Source organism: Tenggerimyces flavus, from assembly GCF_016907715.1.
GTDB classification, from domain to species: domain Bacteria; phylum Actinomycetota; class Actinomycetes; order Propionibacteriales; family Actinopolymorphaceae; genus Tenggerimyces; species Tenggerimyces flavus.
In genome coordinates this window covers 7,625,152-7,647,969 of sequence record NZ_JAFBCM010000001.1, presented here as the reverse complement: position 1 = coordinate 7,647,969, position 22,818 = coordinate 7,625,152, and the positions used below count along the sequence as shown (strand labels likewise).

The following is a 22,818-nucleotide window of genomic DNA, read 5'->3' as shown; positions in this document are numbered from 1 at the left end:
CCCACGGATCGCGCCATCAATTGCGCCAACAAGTAGATTGTGAATAGACTTCACAATGAAGGAGGTGCAGCACATGGCGAAGAGCGGGTTCCGCCTCGCGTGGCGAGTGATCAGGTACGAGATCGGCCTGTGGCGCAGCCTGTTCCGCTGGCTGCTGCGGCGGCCGCGGACGAACGAGCCGGGCGCTGAGCTCCATCCGTACGCTGGCGCCAGCGCTCCGCTGATCTGGGCGTTCATCGTCATGAACGCGATCGAGGTCCCCGTCGTCCACCTCGCGCTGCCGTGGGAGCACTCGCGCAATGCCCTGCTGGTGTTGGGGATCTGGGGTCTCGCCTGGATGGTCGGCCTGCTCGCGAGCCTCAAGATCCACCCGCACACGGTCGGCCCGTCAGGGCTGCGGGTGCGTTACGGGATCTCGATCGACCTGACGATCCCGTGGTCCGCGATCGACACGGTGAAGCAGGTGCGGCGCGACCTGGAGAAGGGCCGGTCCGTCCAGTTCGACGGCACGATTCTCCATGTGGTGCAGGTCAAACAGACCAACGTCCAGGTCAGCCTGCGCGAACCCATCGTCGTCCCCCGCCACGACGGCGACCACACCGTCACCGAGGTGAACCTCTGGGCCGACGAGCCGAAGGACCTCCTCAAGTCCGTCCGCGCTCACCTGACCGCCGACGTGGCTTGAGCGCTACTTCTCTTGAAGGACGGACAGCACGTTGCCGGCGGGATCGGTGAACCACGCGATGGACGGCCCGTCGCCGCGGGAGATGCCCTTCTCGTCGACCTCGATCCCGTCGAACCGCTTGAACCGCACGCCGCGTGCGGTCAGGCCGTCGACGGCGGTGTCGATGTCGTCGACCGGAAAGTTGAGGACGGTGAACGTGGCGGGCTGATGGTCGGGCTTGGGATAGATCAGCACCCGCGCCCCGCCGGCGATCGTGACATTCAGCAGGTCGCCTTCCTCGATCACTGTGAGTGCCAGCGTCCGTTCGTAGAACTGCTTGGCCGCCGTGAGGTCGTCTACGGCGATTCCGCTGTAGGCCCTTGTCCCGTTGAGGATTCCGTCGTCGCGGTTGGCGTCGGTCATGGCGTACTCCCAAGGTGAGGTCGGTCGAGGTCGCGAAGCAGGGCGATGGTCCGCCTGATCTGGTCCAGGTACGGCGCGCAGCCGGGGCAGGTGGCGCGGTGGGTGAGGAAGCGTTCGGTACGTGCGGCGTCCAGCGTTCCGTCGAGGTAGTCGGTGACGAGCTCGACGAACTCCCTGCAGGCAAGGTCGTTCACGACGGCTGCCCCGCCTCGATCGGCACCAACGCGGGCTCGGCCTCGGGCTCGGCCGGGACGCGGCGCAGCGTGACGGCCACCAGCGCGACGGCGACGAGGACGACCGCTCCGACGATCATCCAGCCCGCGGTGTGGACCCCGTTGCTCTTGCTCACCACGCCGAACGTGAGCGCGAAAGGCAGGAACGCGATCCAGCTGAGCGCGCCGACGCCCGACGCCACGCCGGCCCGTACCTCCGACGGGATGCCGTCGTGCAGCAACCGCGCGACGTAGATGCCCACCACCACGACGAGGATCGCGAGCACGACCTGAGCGGCCGAGATCAGCAGCAGGCTCCGGCTGGTGACGAGCGTGAGGCTCGCGAGCAGCATCAGCCCGACCACCAGCGCGAACGGCGCGGGCCGGTCCAGCCGCAACCGACCGGCGATCAGCCCACCGACCCCGAAGCTGGACATGACGCCGGCCCAGAACGGCCCGTACACCACGGCCGAGGCCGACAGCGCGAGCAGCCACAGCGGGCCGAACTCGATGACCACCTGCAGGATGAGCGCGGTGAGCACGGTCAGCGCGACGATCGGGAGGAGCTGACCGCGGCGGAGCAGGGTGCGGTAGGTGAGCGTGATCTGGTCGCGTACCGACGTGGCCTCGCGGGCCTTGTGCAGCTGCGGTTCGCGGAACCTCAGGTACGCGACGACCGACAGCGCGAGGAACGGCAGCGTCAGGAAGTACGTCAGGCGCGGCGAGGTGAGGCTCGCGAGCCAGCCCCCGAGCAGCGCACTCGCGACGAGCGCGCAGCTCTCGACGACGCGGACGCGGCCGAGCTGCTTCTGGAACGCGTCGCTGTCGCCGGTCTCCTCGAGCACCGTGTCGTAGACGATCGAGTCCATCGTCCCCGAGTACATGGCGAAGTAGAAGGCGAGCACGAGCGCGGCGACGATGTACGTCACCACGTTCGTACTGAGACCGCCGATGACGGTGCTCCCGAACATCGCGACGGCGGCGAGGATCAGGACGCCGCGGCGGCTCCACCGGTCCGCGAGAATGCCGGACGGGATCTCCACGATCGGCACCAGCGCGGCGTACGCGGCAGCCATCAGCCCGACCGACGCGGCGTCGAAGCCGATCTCGTTCATGAACAGCTTCTCGATCGGGACCCAGAGGCCGAAGCCCTGCAGGACGGCCGCGACGTACAGCGGCACCATCCGGCGGCGAAGTCGAAGATTCATGCCGGCTCAGTGTCGGCGGCCGCCCGAAGCGTTACATGATCAACGGTTCCAGTCGCGGAAGGCGTCGAGCAGGTCGCGCCGCGCCTGATCCGACAGCGTCTCCTCGGGCAGCTCGCCGAGGGTCTCGATCGTGCCGCGGAACTGGTCGAGGTAGCGCTCGCAGCCGGGGCATTGCGCGAGGTGGTCGACGAACCGGCCCTCGGTCTCCGGGTCGAGCCCGCCTTCGAGGAACGCGGTGACGAGCTCCACGAACTCGGTGCAGACCAGGTCGGTCACGTTCGCGTCTCCTCTCCTGCCGTGGCGAAGTAGCCCTCCAAAGCCGCGCGCACGAACGCCCGGGCACGGTGGAGCAGCACCCGTTGGTTCGCCGCCGAGATCTCCAGGATCGCGCAGACCTCGTCGGAGGAGTAGCCCTCGACGTCCCGCAACGCGATCACGGCCCGTTGCCGTTCGGGCAGCCGTTCCAACGCGGCCGCGACCTGCCGCCGGGTCTCGCCAGCCAGCGTCTCCTGCTCCGGTGACGGCCAGGCGTGCGGGAACTCGCGCCAGTGGCCCTCGTACGGCCCGGCAGTGTGGAAGCGCGACGGATCGACCGTAGGACCCTCGTCCTCGCCGACCAGGCTGCTCCACGGAATCGTGCGCCGCTCCCGCGCACCGTGGCGTTTCGCGGTGTTGACGAGGATCCGGTAGACCCAGGTCTTCAGCGACGAACGTCCCTCGAACCCGTCGATGCCCTGCAGGACGGCGATCCACGTCTCCTGCACGATCTCCGCCGCGGACTCGTGGGTGGCGACGAACGTGCGGGCGAGGCGGAGCATGCCGGTGGACCAGGCGTCCAGCATCAGCGCGAACGCGGCCTCGTCCCCGTCCCGCAAGCGCGCGACGAGCGTCGCATCGGGCGGGAGGTCCATCCGGGCAGCATAGGCGGCGCGCTTCGCTGACTGCCTCGATCCGGTGCGCTGCGTGCGTGCGTGGGCGAGGTGAGACGAGGCCGGTCCAGAGCTGCTCTCGATAGCGTGTCGAATCCGGCATGAGTCGTTCGTATAAGCGGCGAGAGGCGACCGGAGACAGGCCGCCGGGCAGAAAGGCATGGCGTCATGCGGAAACTGGTCTATGGCATGAACCTGACCCTGGACGGCTACATCGCCGCGCCTGGCGACGACATCGGTTGGGGCGTGCCGAACGACGAGCTGTTCCAGTGGTGGCTCGACCAGGAGGTGGCGATCGGGCTGTTGATGTACGGCCGCAAGCTGTGGGAGATGATGAGTTCCCACTGGCCGACCGGCGACCAGCAGCCCGACGCCACCCCGGCGCAGATCGCGTTCGCGCGGAACTGGCGGGACACGCCGAAGGTGGTGTTCTCCTCGACGATCGACAAGGTCGACTGGAACACGCGCTTGGTCGCTGGCGACGCTGTTGCGGAGATCACCCGGCTCAAGGCCGGCGACGGCGAGCCGATGCGGGTCGGTGGCGCAACGCTTGCTGGGGCGGCGATGCGGGCCGGGTTGGTCGACGAGTACGAGATCGTCACCCATCCTGTGCTGGTGGGCGGTGGCTTACCGTTCTTCACCGCGCTGGACAGCTGGGTGAACCTGAACCTGATGGAGACACGAACGTTCCCCGGCGGCGTGGTCATGACCAGGTACGAGACGAAGCGGTGAGAGGGCGCCCCCGGCAGTCTCGCCGTTGACCTCGCTGCCTGTGGGCCGATGCGGTGGGCACTCTCCTCGATAGGGTCGCCGGATGGCGAGACGCAGGCCCCAACGCTCCCGACCGAGGTCCGTCCGTGCGTGGATCGCATCGAACTACAGCGTGCCGGCCATGATCGTCACGGTGATCGGCGTCCTGTCGAGCGCTGTCGGGTTCCGCGCGGGCGTCGGCGATTCAGAGGGCGAGAACCCGCTCAGCTACCTCATGTTCGTCGGCCCCGCCATCGCCGGCGCCTTCCCGACGCTCGAACTGGCCTGGGGCGGCAAGCACGACCTGTCGATGGCTGAGGTCACCCGGCGCTGGTTCCTGTTCCCCGTGTTCGGCGCGGCCGGTGCCGTGATCGCGATGGGGATCGCCGAGGTCACGGTGCGGGCTTCCGGCGCGCTGGCGACGGCACAAGCAGCGGACAAGTGGCATTACTGGTTCCCGGCTGACGGACCGGCGGTGCCGTCGGTGTTGTTCGGTCTGATGGGGTACGCCGCGGGTCTGCTGCTGGCGCTCGCGATCTTCGTCGTGGTGCTGTGGCCGACGCAGATCCTGCTGCGCCCCCGCCAGGCGATCGAGGAGAATCGGATGGACACTTCGCCCGAGCACTTCCGCCGGAACCGGGCTGCCATGATCATGATGCCGCTCCTCGTCCTGAACGCCATCGTGATCGGCATCGCGATCACGTTCGAGATCGGGTGGCTCGCGGTCGTCTCGATCCTCCTCGAGGTGGCGATGGTCGTCGCCGTCGTACGGCTGCAGCGCGTGGCTGCGCGAACGGCGTCCGGACGGCCTCCGGTCCCTCCCCGGTGATAACACCTCGTCGTAAGCCAGGGCTGGGCATAGCCTCGTTGTCTGTGGACCACGGGAGGCGAGGCGCACGAAAGGCACTTACCATCTCCGAGCGTGTTCCTCTGGCGCTGGGTCCGCTCGACATCATTCGTGGTCAGCGCCCGGTACTCGAACGAGTCGCCGGGGGGTGGAGGGCGGTCCTGTGAACGCCATGTCTGCGGCACCTGCACATGACGATCACGGTGCGCCGCATCCGATGCAGCGCACACCGGCCGAGGTCCGGGCCGAACTGCTACCCGAGGACCGTCCGGCGTTCGACGCCGAGTGGTCGCACGCCCTCGACGTCGCGCGGGAACGGCTGGACCTGACCGAGCTGGACGACGTCCTCGAACGCTGGCGTCGTCTCGCGTGGCTCGTGAACGGCGACCCGGACGGCTTCCGGGACAGGATGGCGCGCGCTGAGGCGATCCAGGCCGCGGCGGCCGCCGGCGAACCGTGGGAGTCCGTCAAGTCCCGGTTCGGGCTGGTCCCCGCGCCCACCGCAGATGAGATCCTCGCCCGCCGCGGCTAACAAGCACTCTGCCGTCGCCCTGAGTACGAGATCGAGGCCTACCCCGAGGTAGCTGCCGCCGTCGACACCATGCCGGTCGACCTGTTGCCCTTCTACGCCGATGTTCGCGTCGCGATCGAAACCGACCCGTGGAACGCTCCGCTGCCAGACCCCAAGCGACCGGGCAACATGCGAGTCCGCTACTTCGGACCTACCCAACGAGGCGCACACCTCGTCTACTTCGTCCTTGAGGAGCAGCGGTCCGTGGTGCTCGTCCAGCTGCACTGGATCGACTGACCGCCCACCGCACGCGAGCGGAGGCCTCTACTTTCCCCGCATCTCGTCGAGGAGACAGTGACCGTTATCGAGGCTGCGCATTTCTGCAGGTCAGAACCGTGATCATGGTGGTGAGAGAGGGCGCCCCCGGCAGGATTCGAACCTGCGCACACGGCTCCGGAGGCCGTTGCTCTATCCCCTGAGCTACGGGGGCTCGGGACGGCTGCCAGGGTAGCAGGCAGGCCGGACCGGGCCGGATCTGGGCAAGCCTACGTTCCCCCGGCGCGGCGGCCCACTGGTTTCGCCTTCGCCGAGGCGGCAGCGCCACTAGCCTGCCCACGTGGCAGAGGAACGACGTGTGCTGGTCACGGACGATTCGGCGACGATCAGCAGGCTGATCGTCGTCAACCTCGAGCTGGAGGGGTTCGTCGTCGACGAGGCGCCGGACGGTGCCGCGTGCCTCGCCCGCATCCCCGAGTTCAAGCCGGATCTGATCACGCTGGACGTCGTCATGCCCGAGCTCGACGGCATCGAGACGCTGCGCCGGATCCGCGCCAACCGTGCGTACGCGGGGATCAAGGTCGTCATGGTCAGCGCCAAGGCCGGCGGCAGCGACATCGCCCGCGCGACGGACCTCGGCGCGAGCGCGTACATCGCCAAGCCGTTCGACCCGGCCCGCCTGATCGCGACGGTCCGCGAGCTAGCCTGACGCCCGTGCTCGCCGAGCTGGTCGCCCGCGCCGTACGCGACGCGCTCGGACCCACGACGAACGGCATCCGGGTCGTCCGCCAGCCGACCGGCGACTGGGACTTCGCCACACCCGCCGCACTCGCGGCCGGCCGGGGACGTGCCGAGCAGCTCGCTGCCGAGCTGCGGGGACCGCCCCGAGTTCGCAGCCGCCGAGGTCACCGGAGCCGGGTACGTCAACGTCCGCTTCCGTACTGCCGTGTTCGCGCACCTCCTGGAGAGCATCGGCCCGACGTACGGCGGCCCCGCGAAGACCTTCGCCGCGCCGGCAGACGAAGCCAGGTACGCGTACGCCATGCTCGGCATGGTCCAACGCCACGCCGCCGCTCTCGGCCTCGAGCGAGGTCTCGACCACCCCGACGTCCTCCAGCAGCGCCCCGAACGCACCCTGGTCGACGCGCTCGGGGAGTACCCTGCCGTGATCGCGCGCGCCACTACGGCCGAGCCGATCGTCGCCGTGCTCGCCGAGATCGCCGACCTCGTACCCAGGTTCATCGAGGACCGCCTCGCGATCCCGCACGGCGACGACGTTCCCGACGACACGCACCGAACGAGGCTCGCCCTCGTCGACGCCACCCGCGTCGTCCTGGCCCACGGCCTCGCGGCACTGGGGCAGCCGGCATCGGACCGGATCTGACCGAAACCCTTCCCCGGCCCACGCCGGGTGAGAGATGCTGGGAGCGTGCCGGAGGACGCGCAGGTCCTGATCAAGACGACGCTCGTCGGCATAGGTTCGCGCCTGCACGACGGGCAGTACTTCTCTTACTACTCGATCGATCTGTTGCCCGGATACGACGAGGAGCTGGGCTACGGGACCGTCCGCGGGACCGAGGCCGACAAGCAGGCCTGGCGGTCCGCCGCGGCCGAGTACATGGACGTCATCGCCGCCGCGAACGTCGCGCTGTGGAAGGTGCTCTACCGCAGTCGATGGCGCCACCACGTACCTGGCGGTCGTGGGCGGATCCAGTCGGCGAAGCGTCGATATCACGAGGACACGCAGACCGCACGGCTCGCGTACCAGCCCGTGCTCGACGAGATCGCGCGCCGGCACCAGGCCGAGGTGGACGAGCTGCGGCGGCAGTTCCTCGCGGAGCAGGCCGTCCGCGACGCCGAGCTCGCCGAGATCCGCGAGCAGGAGCGGCGCTACCGTTCGCTCGCGGACGAGCCGGTCTGGGGCTGGATCGTGACGCCGGGCGACAAGGTCTGGGTCTTCCGGTACGACCTCGCGCCGCCGGAGGTGAGCGACCGGAACGCGCGACGGTCGGACGAGCCACGGACGGCCTTCGAGCTCGAACAGGACTTCTGGGAGCTGGAGGAGTCCGGGATCAGTCAGGTCGAGTGGGACCGGGCCGCGCGGCTGGCGGCGGCGCGGGCTGCCGCACCGCCGGAGACGACCGCGACCGAGGTGGACTTCCATCTGTGGTGGGTCGCCGTGACCAGGCGGATCTGGTACGACCCGAACACGATCCCCGCGCCGCGGCCGTACCGCCCCGCCCGCCCCCGCAGCACGTCGGAGCCGGAGCCGGAGTCGCCGAGGTCGTCGGACGGGACGTATGGCCGGGGTGACTGAGGCGGCTCGTTAGAGTCGCCTGCGTGACCGAGGTACTGCTGATCTCCGCCCTTCCTCGCGGCTGGACGAGCGCCCGCGAGCTGGCGGCGCGCCTCGTCGCCGCGGGGCACGTCGTGCGGATCGGGCATGCGTACGACGTCAGCTCGCTGCCTCCGCCCGCTGAGGGTGTCGAGGCGCGACGGCTTCGGTTCAAGTCGGCGGGGCTGGTCCGGTCCACCGCTGTGCGGTTGGCCGGTCGGCTCGGCGGGGCCGCTGCCCGGACGTTCCTGTACGCGAAGTACGACCCCTGGCTGCGGACCGAGGGGCGGCGCGCGGATGCCGTGGTCGCGGTGGATCGTGCGGCAGCGTGGGCTGTCCGGCAGGCGACGAGCGCCAACGCCGAGGCTCGGATCGCCGCGGTCGGGCTCGACGCCCTTCCTCTGGTCGCCGCCCGCGGCGGGCCGGCGACGACGTTGCGCAAGCTGCTCGACCGGGGGATGACCGCGGCGAGTCCGGCGAGCGTGGTCGCCGCCTGGCGGGCTGTGGTGTCGTCTCCCGGCGACGCCACGTTGGCGGAGTTCGTGCCGCACGCGGCGACGATTGCCCAACTGTTGCGGCGGAATCTCTCGTTCGCCGAGGCTCGCGAGGTTGCCTCGTCGGGTCTCGGTCTCGCGTTGCCTGCCGACGTCCGGGAACGTACGGAGCTTGAGCTCGCGACGGCGTTGGTGAGCTGCGGCGAACCCGCTCCCGCCGACCTGGGCGACCTGGTCCGCGCGGTCCTGCGGCAGGCGGACGAGGCGCTCGACGCGGGGTCACTCGAGGTTGCGGCGAACCGGGTACTGGAGGCTGTCGAGGCTCTGTTCAACCGCGAGCTGCATGCCGACGTCCTGGCGAGCCCGCTGGCCGCCGACCCAGATGCCTTCCTCGCGCCGCTGCGGGAGTCACGGGTGTTCGGCGTTCTCGGAACTTCCGCCGAATCCTCGGGAGTCTCGCCCACGCGGACCGAGCGGCTGCTGATCGTTCCGGGGGACTATCCGAACTTCACCAAGCCGATCATCGAGGAGTTCTCCGGCCTTCCTGGCTTGGAGGTTCGCGTCCTCGACCTGAAGGCGAAGGCGACGCCGCCCCGGCGACGTGGGCAGTACGACCTGATCCTCGACCGGCTCCGTGCCGCGACGGGCGCGGCCGTTCCGCCGCCCGCGCCGGCCGACGCCGCGCTGCTGGAGTGGGCGGACACGATCTTTGTCGACTGGTGCGACAACGCCGCGGTGTGGACGACTCTGCACGCGCCGCGCTCGGCGCGTATCGCGGTGCGATTCCACAGCCTGGAGGCGATTTCGCACCAGGTGCACGTGATCGACTGGTCGCGGGTGTCGGACGTGGTGTTCGTGGCGGACCACGTCCGTGCGCTGGTCAGCCAGGCGGCCCCGGAAGTTGCGGTGGGTCCGCGGGTCCACGTGGCGCCGAACGCGATGCATTTGGAGCGCTTCGGGGCGCCGAAGGCACCGGGTGCCGACCGTACGATCGCGATCGTCGGTTGGGCGCAGCGCGTGAAGGATCCCCTGTGGGCGTTGGACGTTCTCGCCGCGTTGCGTGCGGTGGATCCTTCCTGGAAGTTGCTGCTCATGGGCCGAGACTTTCAGGACCGAGCGCATCTTTCGGCGATGCGGCATCGGGACAAGTTCCGGGCGCGGGCTGTGTTGGATGAGGTACGGGACGGGATCCGGTATCTGCCGTTCACCGACGACGTGCCGGCGGCGTTGCAGGCGGCGGGCTTCGTCCTGAGCTCGAGCCGGCGGGAGGGCTTCCCGGTCGGGGTGACGGAGGGCGCTGCGTCGGGCGCGGTGCCGGTGGTGCGCAACTGGCCGATGTACGCCCACTACGGCGGTGCCCGCGGAACGTTCCCGCCCGACTGGGTCGTCGACGACGTCGACGAAGCCGTCCAGCGCATCCTCGCCCACGCCGACCCCGAAGTGCGCGCGAAGGCAGGCGCGGCCGCCCGTTCGTACGTCGTCGAGCACTTCGACTGGACCGTGATCCGTCCGAAGTATCAGGACATCTTGCTCTGAGCGAGCTTGCGCAGGATCTCTTGTGCTGCTTGCAGGTCGCCGACGGGGGAGGAGTACGTCAGGGGCTGCTTGCTCAGGGGGCTGCCGTCCTCGATCAAGCCCCAGACCGGGCGGCCGCTGCCCTTGTAGTCACTCCACTTTGACGGCAGGTAAGGGTTCTTGGCGTGGCTGTCCGCCGTCAAGGCGTCGTTGACGATGAGGCAGTCGAACTTCGTGGTCAGGTTGAGGAACGCGAGGAACCGCACGTACGGGTTGATGTGCACGTTGTCCTCGATGCCGAGTGACTTCACATGCGTGCGGAGGTCGTCGGCGTTCCCGGTGAACACGTGCAGGTGCAGCCTGGACTTGGTCGGTTCGTCCAACCCCGCAAGGGCGTTCAGTAGGTCGCCCAGCCCGCGCGTCGCGTAGAAGTTGCCGAAGTAGGCGAGGTGCGCGGCCGACGGGTCGAGCGGGTAGGTCTGCTCGCTCATCGAGTAGAACCGCGGCGGCAGGGACGGGTGCGGTGAGACGACGGTCTTCGCGCGAACGAGCGGCACGAGCTCGGGCACCGGGCAGTAGCTCAGCATGTACTCGAGCTGGTTCTCGTTCGTGAACACGATCCGGTCGGCGAGCGTGTACGCGAGGTACTCGCACCAGGCCATCAGGTTGTCCGAGTCGAGCACGGGGAGTCCGCGCTTCTTCAGCTCGTCGTGCACCGCGTCGAGGAACGGCCCGTCCTCGATGGGCGTTCCCCGTTCGGCACCGGTCACGTCGCGCGACACCGGGTCGGAGAACTCCGCGACCCAGGTGACCGACGGGTTGTGCAGCTTGTACGACGCCGCGAGGAACTGCGAGGCCGGCCACATCACGCGGCTGTAGAGCTTGGCGTACGGGCCCTTCTGAGCCTCCAGCGCTTCGATCCGGCGCATGCCCTCGAGCCGGAACTCGTCGATCCGCGGCCAGCTCGACCAGCGCGTCGGCGTCGCGATCGGGATCTCGTCCTCGACGAACGGGCTGGAGATCCGCCGCATGCTCGGGTCGATCTCGCGCGTCTGGTCCATTGTGTTGAAGACGACATCGACCAGATCGCGGCGCGCGCGGACGCGTTTGGCCATGACGATCGCGCTGGTGTCGTTGTACGGAACGAAGCAGTACGAGATCGCGAGGCTGCGTGCCAACCCGCGGTTGACAACGTCGTACGGGAACTCGGCGAGGTCGTAGCTCTCGATCAGGTCGAGCACCCGATCGTGATCTTCCGGCTTCTCCTTCAGGTACGCGTTGATCGGCGCGGCGACGAGGCGGATGTGGTCGCGGAGCAGCTCGAGCGACTCGCGGGGACAGGTGCCCTCGAGCTCGCTGAGCTTGCCGATCGTGTGCATCGGCGCGGCGACGTTCAGGTCGAAGTCCTGGGTGCGGCCTTGCCGCAGGGTGACGCGGGGCGCGCGGAAGTAGGTCGCCTGCTGGTCGGTGCGCGCGACGTCGAGCCGGTAGCGCGCGAGCAAGGTGAGCAGGAAGACGATCTCGTCGCTCGTGCTTACCTGCTTGGCGAACGTGGTGGGGACGAGCTTGCCGGCGACGTAGGTGAGCGGGTGCTCGACCGGCGCGTCCGTGGCGGCGTCGACGAGGTGGGCGGCGACGATCTCGCGGGTTGTGGTGCGGTCGAGCATGGTTTCGAGGTAGCTCGAGCTCAGGTAGTCAGCGGCGGCGAGGAACGCTGTGTACGTACGCCTCGCCGCGGCCGTGCCGACGTCGCGTGGCGCGAAGCGGCCGGTGGCGGGGAGCTCGATGAGCCTGAGCCGTACGTCCCGTCGTTCGGCCTCGAACGTGTCGAACGGCGCGAGGTCGGTCCCGTGCGGGACGACCGCGACGACCTCGAAGCGGTCGTGGTCGATCGTCTGGGCGGCGATCGAGCGCAGGCATGGTGCGACGTCGTCGCCCAGTTCGAACGTGACGACGACGCTGACGCCGTCCTCCTGGCGGGCCGGGTCCTGGGCCTGGGCGGCCTCGGTCTGGGCGTCCTCGAGGTCGTGGATCCAGCGGCCGACGATGCCCTCGTCGACCGGAACGTCGGCCGCGTGCCGCTGCCAAGGGCGCGCGCGCTCAGGCGACTGTTCGGTTGCCATCGCGCTCCTTGGTGCCGTGTACCCGCAGTGATCTGAGCGGACGTTACGTTACCAACCCGCAGATGTCGGCACAGACCCTCGGGGCTACCCTGCTGCGCGTGCCGATGACTGAGGTTCCGCCGACGGGGCTCGTGCCCCTCGCGGAGCTCTCCGCGCCGTCGCGCGACCTGCTGGTGATCGCGTCTTCGCCTTGGGGTGTGCGGCTGGGGCTGGCTCTGGACTTCCAGCGTGCGCGGGTGGTGCACGCGGGACCTGCGTGGGACGTCGAGGGGCTGGCGCGCGAGGTCGGGCTCGATGTGTCGTACGACCTTGTGGTGATCGACGGGCCGGAGCTGTCGCTGGCGCGCCGAGTGGCGCTGGCGACCCGTACCCGCTCGGTCCTGCGGTCCGGCGGTGCCGTGGTCGTGCCGGTGTCGCCCGCGTCGGTGCTCGCTTCCGACGTCGCGTTGGCCTCCCAGGTGCGGGGGCTGGAGTGGTCCTCGGTGGGCGTGATCGACGGAATGCCGTGCATTGTCTTCACTCCGGCAACGTGGCCCGACACCCCCTCGCCGAACGTGTCGGCGCGGATCGCCACGATGGCCGCCACCCTGGCGGCGTACTCGCCGCGGTCTATGGGGGCGTCGTCCGAGGATCGCTACGCGTCGGAGTCCGCCTTGCTCGCGCACCTCCGGCTGCTGGCCGAGTCGCTGGCCGCTGAACGCCGGTCGCGGATGGACGTGGAACGCCAGGCCGACGAGCTGGCTCAGGAACAGCGGACGCTGGCCAAGCAACACAGCAGACTGCGCCGCTCGAAACTAGGCCGCGTCACCCTCCACTTCTGGCGCCTCCGCCGCGCCCTCGGCCGCAAACTCCGCCGGAACCGGACCGGATGACCCATGCACGTCCTGACGTCATCAAGAACGCCTTCGACCGGCAGTTGACGGCTCATGGCCTGACCAGACGATCGAACTCCTGGTATCAGTCGACCGCTGAGACGATCTGCGTCCTCGAGCTGCAGGTGTCGCACCTCTCGAGCAAGTACTACCTGAACCTCGGCGTCCTGCTTCGCGACCTTGATGGTGAGCCGTTCCCGAAGGAGCGGCTCTGTCACGTAAGGGCGCGATGGAACGATCTTGTCGACGAGGATCAGTCTGCTCGAATCGACCATCTGTTGGACCTCGAGTCCTCCATCGAAGAAGCGGGCAGAGTCGATGTGGTGGAAGTGCTGATTCGTGACAGTCTGATCCCGCTGGTGAGCGCTTGCAGTTCATTGGATTCGCTGCGTAGTGGGCCGGGGAGAGTGGTGGTTGACAACGCCCTTGTCGCGGCGGCTGCGATCCCAGTGCTCACGGGCTAGGTCAGACGCACAGATCGGCGATGCCTTCGGGACACCTAACGCCTAGAGTTCACGAGGACTGGCGAGGAGATCAAGATCATGTCGACGTATCTGGCGAAGCATCCAGAATGATCGCCAGGCGAGGCCCGACCTCAGCGCCGGCCACTTGCACGCGCGGAGTTGTTGGACAGATCTCGGGATAGAGGCCGAGATCTGTCCAACAGGTGCTGGGCCGGCGGGGGCTAGTAGGCGCGGCCGACTCATGCCGTAACGATGAACGGCGATTTCACTGGTGAGTTCAGGTACGCGGGGTCCGTGGAAGAAGAGCTCCGTGGCATGTTGTCCCGCATGAATGGCGTCGACATCTTCGCGGTGTGCCTGTGGCCATTGCCGCCAGGGAAGGCGCTAGATGATGTCGATCCCAGCGACGTCGTTGAGTACATTCAGAGTGCTGGAACTGCGGAGCGGATGACTCTCGAACTGGGTCCCCTGAACGCGGCCACCTCGTCATCGGGAGGCCGACAACGGCGGGCGGAGGGAAGTTGACGGAAGTCATCGCCTGGGATGACGGCCGATCGTCGGTGGAAGTTGGTCAACATGAGGTCTTCTCCTGGGAGGAGTCGGCCGACCTGTTCGCCACCTACTACCTCTTGGGTGACTTGCCTGCGAGATATGCGCTGCGCCCGCTCGTGTCGGAGTGACGAGTTCCGGGTCGAGTTGCGTGAGGTTGGCTGGCACCCCACACCGCCGTGTCAGGCGATGCAGCGCGTGTTTCTGGCCAGGTATCGGTCCCGGGAAAGACATGCAACGGAGTGCAGAACGTGGCGGAGCTAACTGTCGTGGGCCCAGAAGCAGGTTGGTGATCGACCTTGATCGAGTCCTACCAGCTCACCTGGGATGAGGAATCCAACCACCATGAGATCGACGTGGAGAGTGGGGACGTCGCCACTGAGAGAGTGAAGCTGCTGGACGGCGTCCATCGGACTCTGGTGATGGCGTTTCGTGGTGCGCTCACATCGCGTGCGGGGGTTCGGCTCCGGACAAGTTGGTCGTGTACGTAACCTTTGACAATCAGACGTTCTTTCAGAGGGTCAATCTGCAGGACGGCTCGAGCGGGAAAGTGACTCTTGTGGCAGGAGGTCAACCTGCCCAATATGAAGGGCGATTCGTAGTGACCCTTCAGCAGGCACTGGATTCTTTCCAATGCTTTGTGAGTGGGGGAACGTTGGATCCGGATCAACGGTGGGTCGAGCAGTAGACGGACCGTCTGCGAGGCCAGCTGAGCGCTGCGTCGTGTCTGCTTGACTGGTCCGTCATGAAGGACTTCGTTTGGCTGTCGGTTAAGCGGCATCGTGGGTGGCCGTGGCCGGAGGACTCGTTGGTTTGACACCGATGTTCGGTGAGGAGGGTTGGTGTCGGTCCTGCGGAACTCCATTGCATGCTCAATGCGGCAACCTGGTGTTGCAGCGGAAAGGGCTATCGCGCTGCGAGGGATCGTGGCAGCCGAACTGGCAAAGCGACACGATCTGCATGGAGGTCTCCGTTGCCGAGCGGGTGGCTAGTCAGTTCAAGGTTGAGTTGCGAGAGATCGACTGGCACGGGACCCCACCTGGGCGCGCTATGCAGATCGTGTTTCCGAGCGTGGGTGGCCAATGGTTCGATCCGGAGGAGTTGCGGGAGCGGACGGTCGCCAGGCATGGGGTGCCGGGAGCAACGTGCACCGATTGCGGAACGTGGCGCTGGAGCCCTTGAGCTACGAGCAGCTCCCCGCCCTTGAGGTGCGACCGGAGCTGGGCGATGTCGACGTTGCCGCGAGTCCGGAGTGGTTTGGCGATGGCTGGAAGGCGTTCCGCTATCTGCTGTTGCGGCGGGAGTTGGCGACGTTGATCGCGGAGGCAGGCCCGAAGGACTTCAGGGTGCTCGAGGTCCGTTAGGGCCGCTTGGCTTCTTGATCGCGCTGCCCGGCATTATTGAGGGGTGAGTAGAGCGCATGAGGCCGGGACGATGCATGCCGACCAGGGGCATCGGGGGCCGGCTTGGTTGAGGGCTCCGGAGGATGTCAATGCGATCGTGCCCGCGCTGTGGCCGCGGAACGTTGCCAAGGATGGCAACGGGGAGTTGACGGTTGCTGGGCTGCGGGTCAAGCAGCTGGCGGAGGAGTTCGGCACCCCTCTCTACGTCGTCGACGAGCAGGACCTGCGGTCGAGGTGCCGGGAGTTCATCGAAGGGTTCGCGGGGTGGGATGTCTACTACGCGGGCAAGGCTTTCCTCTGTGTCGAGGTGGCCAAGTGGATCGAGCAGGAGGGGCTCGGGCTCGACGTCTGCTCCGGCGGCGAGCTGGCCGTCGCGCTCAAGGCCGAATTCCCGCCCGAGCGCATCACGTTCCACGGCAACAACAAGTCCGAGAACGAGCTGGCAAGGGCGATCGACGCAGGGATCGGCAGGATCGTGGTCGACTCGTTCGACGAGATCGCGAGAATCGCCAAGCTGGCAACGGATCGCAACACCACCGCACGCGTCCTGGTACGGGTCACGGTAGGCGTCGAAGCGCACACGCACGAGTACATCGCCACCGCGCACGAGGACCAGAAGTTCGGCTTCTCGCTCGCCGGCGGCCATGCGCACGACGCGGTCGAACGGGTCCTCAAGGAGCCCAGCCTCGAGCTCAGGGGCCTGCACTCCCACATCGGTTCCCAGATCTACGACACCTCCGGTTTCGAGGTGGCCGCCAAGCGGGTCGTCGGCCTCTTCACCGAGATCCGCGACACCCACGGCATCACGCTGCCCGAGCTCTGCCTCGGCGGTGGCTTCGGCATCGCCTACACCACGCAGGACGACCCCCAACCGCCGAGCAAGCTCGCCCAAGGCATGAACGACATCGTCGAGCACGAGTGCAAGGCGTACGGCGTCGAGAAGCCCCGCATGTCGATCGAGCCTGGCCGCGCCATCGCCGGCCCTGCGGTCTTCACGCTGTACGAGGTCGGCACCGTCAAGCCCGTCGAGCTCGATGCCGGCGCCAGCCGGAACTACGTGGCCGTCGACGGCGGCATGAGCGACAACGTACGGACCGCGCTGTACGACGCCGAGTTCTCCTGCACGCTCGCCAGCAGGAAGTCCGACGCGCAGCCCACGCTCAGCCGCGTCGTCGGCAAGCACTGCGAGTCCGGCGACATCCTCGTCAAGGACGAGTTCCTCCCCGCCGACGTCACCCCCGGCGACCTGCTCGCCGTGCCCGCCACCGGCGCCTACTGCCGCAGCCTCGCGAGCACCTACAACCACGTCCCCAAGCCCGCGATCGTCGCCGTCGACAACAACCAAGCACGAGTGATCGTCAGAAGAGAAACGGAAGAAGATCTCCTGCGCCTCGACGTATGGTGAGACTTTGTCTCGAATTTTGGACGACGCGAGCGAGAAACAGCGCCGTCCAAGAGACTTGCCAAGATCTAACGAGGCAGGGGGCAACCGTGAGCAAACCACTCAATGTGGCGCTACTCGGATGCGGCGCGGTCGGGACCGACGTGGTCCGGCTGCTCATCGAGCACGCCGACGACCTGGCCGCCCGGATCGGCGCGCCGCTGGAGCTCGCCGGCATCGCGGTGCGGCGCCCGGAGAAGGTACGCGACGTCCCCGTCGACAAGAGCCTGTTCACCGCTGACGGCAAGGGCCTCGTCACCAAGGAAGGCATCGACCTCGTCATCGAGGTCATCGGCGGCATCGAGCCCGCCCGGAGCCTCATCCTGGCAGCGTTCGAGAACGGCGCCTCCGTCGTCACCGCCAACAAGGCCCTGCTCGCCGAGGACGGCGGCACGCTGTTCGCGGCCGCCGAGAAGCACGGCGTCGACCTCTACTTCGAGGCCGCCGTCGGCGGCGCGATCCCGCTGGTCAGGCCGCTGCGGGAGTCCCTCGCCGGTGACAAGGTCCACAAGGTCCTCGGCATCGTGAACGGCACCACCAACTACATCCTCGACAAGATGGACAGCTACGGCGCCAGCTATACCGAGGCGCTCGACGAGGCCACCGCGCTCGGGTACGCCGAGCCCGACCCGACCGCGGACGTCGAGGGGTTCGACGCCGCCGCCAAGGCGGCGATCCTCGCCAGCCTCGCGTTCCACACCAGAGTCCTCGCCTCCGACGTCCACCGCGAGGGCATCACCGACGTGACCGCCACCGACGTCGCCAGCGCCAAGGCGATGGGCTGCGTGGTCAAGCTGCTCGCGATCGCCGAGCTGAGCGAGGACAACCGCGTCGGCGTACGCGTCCACCCGGCGATGATCCCGCGCAGCCACCCGCTCGCGAGCGTGCGCGAGGCGTACAACGCGGTGTTCGTGGAGAGCGCCGCGGCCGGCCAGCTGATGTTCTACGGCCAGGGCGCCGGCGGCGCGCCGACCGCGAGCGCGGTCCTCGGCGACCTCGTCACGGTCGCCCGCAACCGGGTCCAGGGCATCCGCGGCATAGGCGAGTCCACGTACGCCCAGCTCGAGGTGCACCCGATGGGCGACACCCGGACGCGCTACCACGTCTCGCTCGACGTCGACGACAAGGCGGGCGTGCTCGCCGCCGTCGCGGACGTCTTCGCCCAGCACGACGTCTCGATCCAGACCGTCCGCCAGGAGGGCCGGGGCGAGGACGCGCAGCTCGTCATCGTCACCCACGAGGCCGCCGACGCGGCGCTCTCGGCGACCGTAGATGATTTGAGGGAGCTCGACATCGTTCGGGATGTCTCGAGTCTGATGCGAGTCGAAGGGGAGTAGCGACATGGCAGCGCCGTGGCGTGGGGTGATCCAGGAGTACCGGGACCGACTGCCTGTCACGGACGCGACGCCGGTCGTCACGCTCGGCGAGGGCGGTACGCCGCTCGTTCCCTCCGCCTGGCTCTCGGAGGAGACCGGCTGCGAGGTCTGGATCAAGGTCGAGGGCGACAACCCGACCGGCTCGTTCAAGGACCGCGGCATGACCGTCGCGGTGTCCAAGGCCGCCGAGCAGGGCGTGAAGGTCGTCGTCTGCGCCTCCACCGGCAACACCAGCGCGTCGGCCGCGGTCTATGCCGTACGGGCCGGAATGCTGCCCGTCGTCCTCGTCCCCGAGGGCCGCATCGCCCGCGGCAAGCTCGTCCAGGCGATCGTCACCGGCGCCAAGCTCGTCCAGGTGCAGGGCAACTTCGACGCCTGCCTCGCCGTCGCCCGCGGCCTCACCGACCGCTACCCGGTCGTGCTCGTCAACTCCGCCAACAAGGACGGCTACCGGCTCGCCGGCCAGATGACGGCCGCGTACGAGATCGTCGACGTGCTCGGCGACGCACCCGACCTCCACGTCCTTCCGGTCGGCAACGCGGGCAACATCACCGCGTACTGGGCGGGTTACCAGGCGTACAAGGAGAACGGGCCCGCGACCAGGGTGCCGCGGATGTGGGGATACCAGGCCGAGGGCGCCGCGCCGATCGTCCACCACGCGCCCGTCGCCCAACCTGAGACCGTTGCCACAGCCATCCGGGTGGGCAATCCGGCTCGCTGGGAGGACGCCGACGCGGCACTGGAGGAGTCGAACGGACGCATCGAAGCCGTTCCAGACAGCGAAATCCTGCGGGCGCAAGCTCACCTTGCCTCCCACGACGGCATCTTCGTCGAGCCCGCCTCGGCCGTCGGCGTCGCCGGCCTGCTCAGGTCGCATGCCGCCGGCGTTCTGGACCCGGGCCAACGGATCGCGATCACCGTCACCGGCCATGGGCTGAAGGATGTCGAGACCGCGCTCGACTTCGCCGGCGACGTGCCGCAGCTCGTCGTGCCCCCCGACGCCGAGGCGGCCGCGCGGCTCCTCGATCTCGGCTGAGCTGATGTCGGACAGACGCGTACGAGTACGGGTCCCCGCGACCAGCGCGAACCTCGGTCCGGGCTTCGACGCGTTCGGCCTGGCGCTCGGCCTCTATGACGAAGCGTCAGTCTCCGTTGCTGATTCGGGCATCCAGGTGGAGGTCACGGGGGAGGGCGCCGGCGAAGTGTCCACCGGCGACGACAACCTCGTGGTCCAGGCGATGAACGCGACGTTCGACCAGTTCGGCGAACGTCCGGACGGCCTGCGGCTGCACTGTACGAACACCATCCCGCACGGCCGCGGCCTCGGCTCGTCGGCAGGTGCGATCGTCGCCGGTGTGCTCGCGGCAAGAGCGCTCGTCGAGAACGGCGAGGACCGGCTCGACGACGACGGCTGCCTCATGCTCGCGGCAAGCCTGGAAGGCCACCCGGACAACGTCGCGGCCTGCCTGCTCGGCGGTTTGACCGTCGCCTGGATCGACGGCGGCGCGCACTCGCGGGCGTACCGGCTGGACCCGGGCGAAGTCTCCGCCGTGGTGTTCGTGCCGAACGCTCCGGTCTCCACGCAGGCCGCGAGAGGGCTGCTCCCGGCGACGGTTCCCCACGCCGACGCCGCCGCGAACGCGGGCCGCGCGGGGCTGCTCGTCGCCGCGCTCGCGGGCCGGCCGCACGAGCCGGTCAACCTGGACTTGCTCCTCGCCGCGACCGAGGACCGGCTGCATCAGCCATACCGCGCGCCGGCCATGCCGGAGTCGTTGGCCCTGGTCAGGGAGCTGCGCGACCGCCGCGTACCCGCGGTGATCTCCGGCGCCGGGCCGACCGTGCTGGCGTTCTGTCAGGAGTTGGACAGCGCCAAGCTGGCCGCCGAGGCACCCGCGGGCTTCGTCGCGCGTTGTCTCGACGTCGACGGCGAGGGAGCTGTCGTTCAACGTGGCACTGGCAACGGGGAATAAGAAAGGTGAGGCGACACGTTGGTGGGGGGTAGAGACCGAGCGGATCAGGTTCTGTTACGCTCTTTCTTGGGCCGAGGCCTTGAAGTGGCCTGGCACCCATCTCGCCATAGCTCCGGGGGAGCGTCTTTCGTCGCTCGTCACCAGATTCCGTGGCGTCCCTATCCGTGACCGTTGTGTTCATGGGCACAGGGTCAGGCCGGATTGAGGCGAGATAGCAGACACCCCGTGTACGTATCGCATGACCACTCCGACAGGAGGAACCCACCCGGCAGTACCCGAGCCGGTATGGAGATCAGGGTCGGCGCATCGTCGCACGGCCGACAACACGCGTGGGAAGGACCTCACGTGACCGAAACCACCGAAACCGCCGCCTCCTCTCAAGCCGCTGCGGCGCCTACGGACAATGGCAAGCCTGCCGGTCCAAAGCGCCGGACCAGTGGACTTTCCGGGATGGTGCTCCCCGAACTGCAGCAAATGGCGCAGGGGCTGGGCATCACCGGGACAGGCCGGATGCGCAAGAGCCAGTTGATCGACGCGATCAAGGCCGCGCAGTCGGGCCAGGCGGCACCGTCGCAGGCAGCCGCCGTGACCGAGGCCCCCAAGTCTCGTACCACGGCCAAGCGTGCCCCTCGCGCCAGTAAGCGCGCCGAGGCAAGCGGCACCGCGGACAACGGTCAGTTCGCGGGAGAACAAACTCAGATCGAGATCACCGCGCCACAGGCCACGGCCACCAACGCGGCAGCGCAGCAAGCGGCTGACGCGGCCCCGGCTGTGGTGACCGACCAGGCCCCCGTCGTCGAGCAGCGCGAAGAGCGCCGCGGCGGCGACCAGGGCCGCGAGCCCCGCAACCGCGAGGGCAGTCGCGACCGGGACAGTAACCGCGACAACCGCGAAGGCGGCCGCGACCGGGACGGCAACCGCGAAGGCGGCCGTGACGGTGGCAACCGCCAGCGCGAGGGCCAGCGCGACACTCAGCGCGAAGGTCAGCGCGGCGACAACCCGCGTGACAACCAGCGCGACAGTCAGCGGGACAGCCAGCGCGACAGCCAGCGCGACAGCCAGCGCGACATCCGGGACGACGATGACGAGAGCGGCGGTCGCCGCCGGCGTCGTCGGGCTCGGGATCGGTTCCGCGATCGCAACGACCGCAACGACCGGAGCAGCAGCAGCCGCAACGACCGTGGCGGCCAGGCTGGCCCGGGCCGCGAGCGGTACGACGCCGAGCCGCAGGTCAATGAGGACGACGTTCTCATCCCTGTCGCGGGCATCCTCGACGTGCTGGAGAACTACGCGTTCGTTCGTACGAGCGGGTTCCTGCCCGGCCCGAACGACGTGTACGTCTCGCTCGCCGTCGTCAAGCGGTACGGCCTGCGCAAGGGCGACGCGATCACCGGAGCGATCCGGCAGCCGAAGGATGGCGAACGGCGGGAGAAGTTCAACCCGCTGGTGCGTGTCGACACCGTCAACGGTGCCGACCCGGACCTGTCCAAGGCGCGTCCGGAGTTCGGCAAGCTGACCCCGCTGTACCCGCAGGAGCGGCTCCGTCTCGAGACGGAGGCGTCCAACCTGACCGGCCGTGTCATCGACCTCGTGTCGCCGATCGGCAAGGGCCAGCGAGGCATGATCGTGTCGCCGTCCAAGGCCGGCAAGACGCTGATCATGCAGTCGATCGCCAACTCGATCACGACCAACAACCCCGAGGTTCACCTCATGGTGGTGCTGGTCGACGAGCGTCCGGAGGAGGTCACGGACTTCCAGCGGGCGGTCAAGGGCGAGGTCATCGCCTCGACGTTCGACCGGCCGGCGGAGGACCACACGACCGTCGCCGAGCTCGCGATCGAGCGCGCGAAGCGGCTCGTCGAGCTGGGCCACGACGTGGTCGTGCTGCTCGACGGCATCACCCGCCTCGGCCGCGCGTACAACCAGGCAGCCCCGGCCAGTGGCCGGATCATGTCCGGTGGTGTCGACTCGAGCGCGCTGTACCCGCCGAAGAAGTTCTTCGGTGCCGCGCGCAACATCGAGAACGGCGGCTCGCTGACCATCCTGGCGACGGCGTTGGTCGAGACCGGCTCGCGCATGGACGAGGTCATCTTCGAGGAGTTCAAGGGCACCGGCAACATGGAGGTGCGCCTGAAGCGGGACTTCGCCGACAAGCGCATCTTCCCGGCCATCGACGTCGACGCCTCCAGCACACGGCGCGAAGAGTTGCTGATGACCAAGGAAGAGCTGGCGATCGTCTGGCGGCTGCGCCGAGTCCTGGGCGGACTGGACGGCCTGCAGGCACTCGAGCTCCTGCTCAACCGGCTCAAGGACACCAAGAGCAACGTCGAGTTCCTCATGCAGATCAACAAGTCGATGCCGCTCTCGGGCAACACCCGCAACGGCAACAACAACGACGACGATTGACATGGCTCGCATCGGTCGGCGGCCTTAGTCGTCACCATCACGCCGGCGCC

At 68.3% G+C, this 22,818-nt stretch carries 24 protein-coding genes and 1 tRNA gene; 18 read left to right on the top strand and 7 right to left on the bottom strand.

Annotated elements, in window-relative coordinates; translation table 11 throughout:
- Window positions 1-73 precede the first annotated feature (73 nt).
- Window positions 74-685 carry a hypothetical protein gene (locus JOD67_RS35625; protein WP_205122065.1) on the top strand — a complete coding sequence of 204 codons (612 nt, stop codon included), beginning with the start codon at window positions 74-76 and terminating at the stop codon, window positions 683-685.
- 3 nt (window positions 686-688) lie between these two features.
- Here JOD67_RS35625 and JOD67_RS35620 read toward each other — a convergent pair whose 3' ends face one another.
- Genes JOD67_RS35620 through JOD67_RS35600 form a run of 5 tightly spaced genes read right to left on the bottom strand, consistent with a single transcriptional unit; the run spans window position 689 to window position 3,418 of the window.
- The gene (locus tag JOD67_RS35620; RefSeq protein ID WP_239554210.1) at window positions 689-1,087 is read right to left on the bottom strand and encodes a VOC family protein; all 399 of its coding nucleotides are present in this window, start codon (window positions 1,085-1,087) and stop codon (window positions 689-691) included.
- Window positions 1,084-1,281 carry an anti-sigma factor family protein gene (locus JOD67_RS35615; protein ID WP_205122064.1) on the bottom strand — a complete coding sequence of 66 codons (198 nt, stop codon included), beginning with the start codon at window positions 1,279-1,281 and terminating at the stop codon, window positions 1,084-1,086. Before JOD67_RS35615 ends, JOD67_RS35620 begins: the two co-directional genes overlap by 4 nt.
- On the bottom strand, window positions 1,278-2,507 hold the full coding sequence (locus JOD67_RS35610; protein WP_205122063.1) for an MFS transporter: 1,230 nt from the start codon (window positions 2,505-2,507) through the stop codon (window positions 1,278-1,280). Before JOD67_RS35610 ends, JOD67_RS35615 begins: the two co-directional genes overlap by 4 nt.
- 39 nt (window positions 2,508-2,546) lie before the next feature.
- Complete coding sequence (locus tag JOD67_RS35605; protein ID WP_205122062.1) at window positions 2,547-2,783, bottom strand: anti-sigma factor family protein; 237 nt, start codon at window positions 2,781-2,783, stop codon at window positions 2,547-2,549.
- Window positions 2,780-3,418: an RNA polymerase sigma factor gene (locus tag JOD67_RS35600; protein ID WP_205122061.1), complete on the bottom strand. Its 639-nt coding sequence runs from the start codon at window positions 3,416-3,418 to the stop codon at window positions 2,780-2,782. Before JOD67_RS35600 ends, JOD67_RS35605 begins: the two co-directional genes overlap by 4 nt.
- 186 nt (window positions 3,419-3,604) lie before the next feature.
- Between JOD67_RS35600 and JOD67_RS35595 the strand changes: the two genes are divergently transcribed.
- From JOD67_RS35595 to JOD67_RS35580, 4 genes are all read left to right on the top strand, one after another.
- Entirely contained in the window at window positions 3,605-4,168 is a 564-nt protein-coding gene (locus JOD67_RS35595; protein ID WP_205122060.1) for a dihydrofolate reductase family protein, read from the top strand.
- A gap of 160 nt (window positions 4,169-4,328) precedes the next feature.
- The gene (locus tag JOD67_RS35590) at window positions 4,329-5,015 is read left to right on the top strand and encodes a hypothetical protein (RefSeq protein WP_205122059.1); all 687 of its coding nucleotides are present in this window, start codon (window positions 4,329-4,331) and stop codon (window positions 5,013-5,015) included.
- 235 nt (window positions 5,016-5,250) lie between these two features.
- Window positions 5,251-5,565: a DUF6247 family protein gene (locus JOD67_RS35585; protein WP_205122058.1), complete on the top strand. Its 315-nt coding sequence runs from the start codon at window positions 5,251-5,253 to the stop codon at window positions 5,563-5,565.
- Between the two features lie 69 nt (window positions 5,566-5,634).
- Window positions 5,635-5,841 carry a hypothetical protein gene (locus JOD67_RS35580; protein ID WP_205122057.1) on the top strand — a complete coding sequence of 69 codons (207 nt, stop codon included), beginning with the start codon at window positions 5,635-5,637 and terminating at the stop codon, window positions 5,839-5,841.
- 121 nt (window positions 5,842-5,962) lie between these two features.
- On the opposite strand, the gene JOD67_RS35575 is transcribed toward JOD67_RS35580, so the two are convergent.
- A tRNA-Arg gene (locus tag JOD67_RS35575) sits at window positions 5,963-6,034 on the bottom strand.
- Between the two features lie 126 nt (window positions 6,035-6,160).
- Here JOD67_RS35575 and JOD67_RS35570 point away from each other — a divergent pair.
- The 4 genes from JOD67_RS35570 (at window position 6,161) to JOD67_RS42240 (ending at window position 10,185) form a co-directional block, all read left to right on the top strand.
- Window positions 6,161-6,529 carry a response regulator transcription factor gene (locus JOD67_RS35570; protein WP_205122056.1) on the top strand — a complete coding sequence of 123 codons (369 nt, stop codon included), beginning with the start codon at window positions 6,161-6,163 and terminating at the stop codon, window positions 6,527-6,529.
- Window positions 6,530-6,667: 138 nt separating this feature from the next.
- On the top strand, window positions 6,668-7,204 hold the full coding sequence (locus JOD67_RS42245; RefSeq protein ID WP_205122055.1) for a DALR anticodon-binding domain-containing protein: 537 nt from the start codon (window positions 6,668-6,670) through the stop codon (window positions 7,202-7,204).
- 45 nt (window positions 7,205-7,249) lie between these two features.
- Window positions 7,250-8,137 (top strand): hypothetical protein, encoded by an 888-nt coding sequence (locus JOD67_RS35560; protein ID WP_205122054.1) that lies wholly within the window; start codon window positions 7,250-7,252, stop codon window positions 8,135-8,137.
- A gap of 23 nt (window positions 8,138-8,160) precedes the next feature.
- Window positions 8,161-10,185: a glycosyltransferase family 4 protein gene (locus tag JOD67_RS42240; protein WP_205122053.1), complete on the top strand. Its 2,025-nt coding sequence runs from the start codon at window positions 8,161-8,163 to the stop codon at window positions 10,183-10,185.
- Here JOD67_RS42240 and JOD67_RS35550 read toward each other — a convergent pair.
- Window positions 10,167-12,287 carry a glycosyltransferase gene (locus JOD67_RS35550; protein ID WP_205122052.1) on the bottom strand — a complete coding sequence of 707 codons (2,121 nt, stop codon included), beginning with the start codon at window positions 12,285-12,287 and terminating at the stop codon, window positions 10,167-10,169. The genes JOD67_RS42240 and JOD67_RS35550 overlap by 19 nt on opposite strands.
- 98 nt (window positions 12,288-12,385) lie before the next feature.
- Here JOD67_RS35550 and JOD67_RS35545 point away from each other — a divergent pair, with 98 nt between their 5' ends.
- The 9 genes from JOD67_RS35545 (at window position 12,386) to rho (ending at window position 22,768) form a co-directional block, all read left to right on the top strand.
- Window positions 12,386-13,159, top strand: coding sequence for a hypothetical protein (locus tag JOD67_RS35545; protein WP_205122051.1), 774 nt, complete (start codon window positions 12,386-12,388; stop codon window positions 13,157-13,159).
- Window positions 13,156-13,623, top strand: a complete 468-nt coding sequence (locus tag JOD67_RS35540) for a DUF4304 domain-containing protein (protein WP_205122050.1) — start codon at window positions 13,156-13,158, stop codon at window positions 13,621-13,623. The genes JOD67_RS35545 and JOD67_RS35540 overlap by 4 nt, the downstream gene beginning before the upstream one ends.
- A gap of 521 nt (window positions 13,624-14,144) precedes the next feature.
- Window positions 14,145-14,303 (top strand): hypothetical protein, encoded by a 159-nt coding sequence (locus JOD67_RS35535; RefSeq protein ID WP_205122049.1) that lies wholly within the window; start codon window positions 14,145-14,147, stop codon window positions 14,301-14,303.
- Between the two features lie 1,032 nt (window positions 14,304-15,335).
- Window positions 15,336-15,536 carry a hypothetical protein gene (locus tag JOD67_RS35530; protein ID WP_205122048.1) on the top strand — a complete coding sequence of 67 codons (201 nt, stop codon included), beginning with the start codon at window positions 15,336-15,338 and terminating at the stop codon, window positions 15,534-15,536.
- 43 nt (window positions 15,537-15,579) lie between these two features.
- Window positions 15,580-16,980, top strand: coding sequence for a diaminopimelate decarboxylase (lysA, locus tag JOD67_RS35525; RefSeq protein WP_307782670.1), 1,401 nt, complete (start codon window positions 15,580-15,582; stop codon window positions 16,978-16,980).
- Window positions 16,981-17,066: 86 nt separating this feature from the next.
- Complete coding sequence (locus JOD67_RS35520; RefSeq protein ID WP_307782669.1) at window positions 17,067-18,353, top strand: homoserine dehydrogenase; 1,287 nt, start codon at window positions 17,067-17,069, stop codon at window positions 18,351-18,353.
- A gap of 4 nt (window positions 18,354-18,357) precedes the next feature.
- The gene (thrC, locus tag JOD67_RS35515; RefSeq protein ID WP_205122046.1) at window positions 18,358-19,428 is read left to right on the top strand and encodes a threonine synthase; all 1,071 of its coding nucleotides are present in this window, start codon (window positions 18,358-18,360) and stop codon (window positions 19,426-19,428) included.
- Between the two features lie 4 nt (window positions 19,429-19,432).
- Window positions 19,433-20,362 (top strand): homoserine kinase, encoded by a 930-nt coding sequence (thrB, locus tag JOD67_RS35510; protein ID WP_205122045.1) that lies wholly within the window; start codon window positions 19,433-19,435, stop codon window positions 20,360-20,362.
- A 450-nt stretch (window positions 20,363-20,812) separates the two neighbouring features.
- Complete coding sequence (gene rho / locus JOD67_RS35505) at window positions 20,813-22,768, top strand: transcription termination factor Rho (RefSeq protein WP_239554209.1); 1,956 nt, start codon at window positions 20,813-20,815, stop codon at window positions 22,766-22,768.
- The last annotated feature ends 50 nt before the right edge of the window (window positions 22,769-22,818 follow it).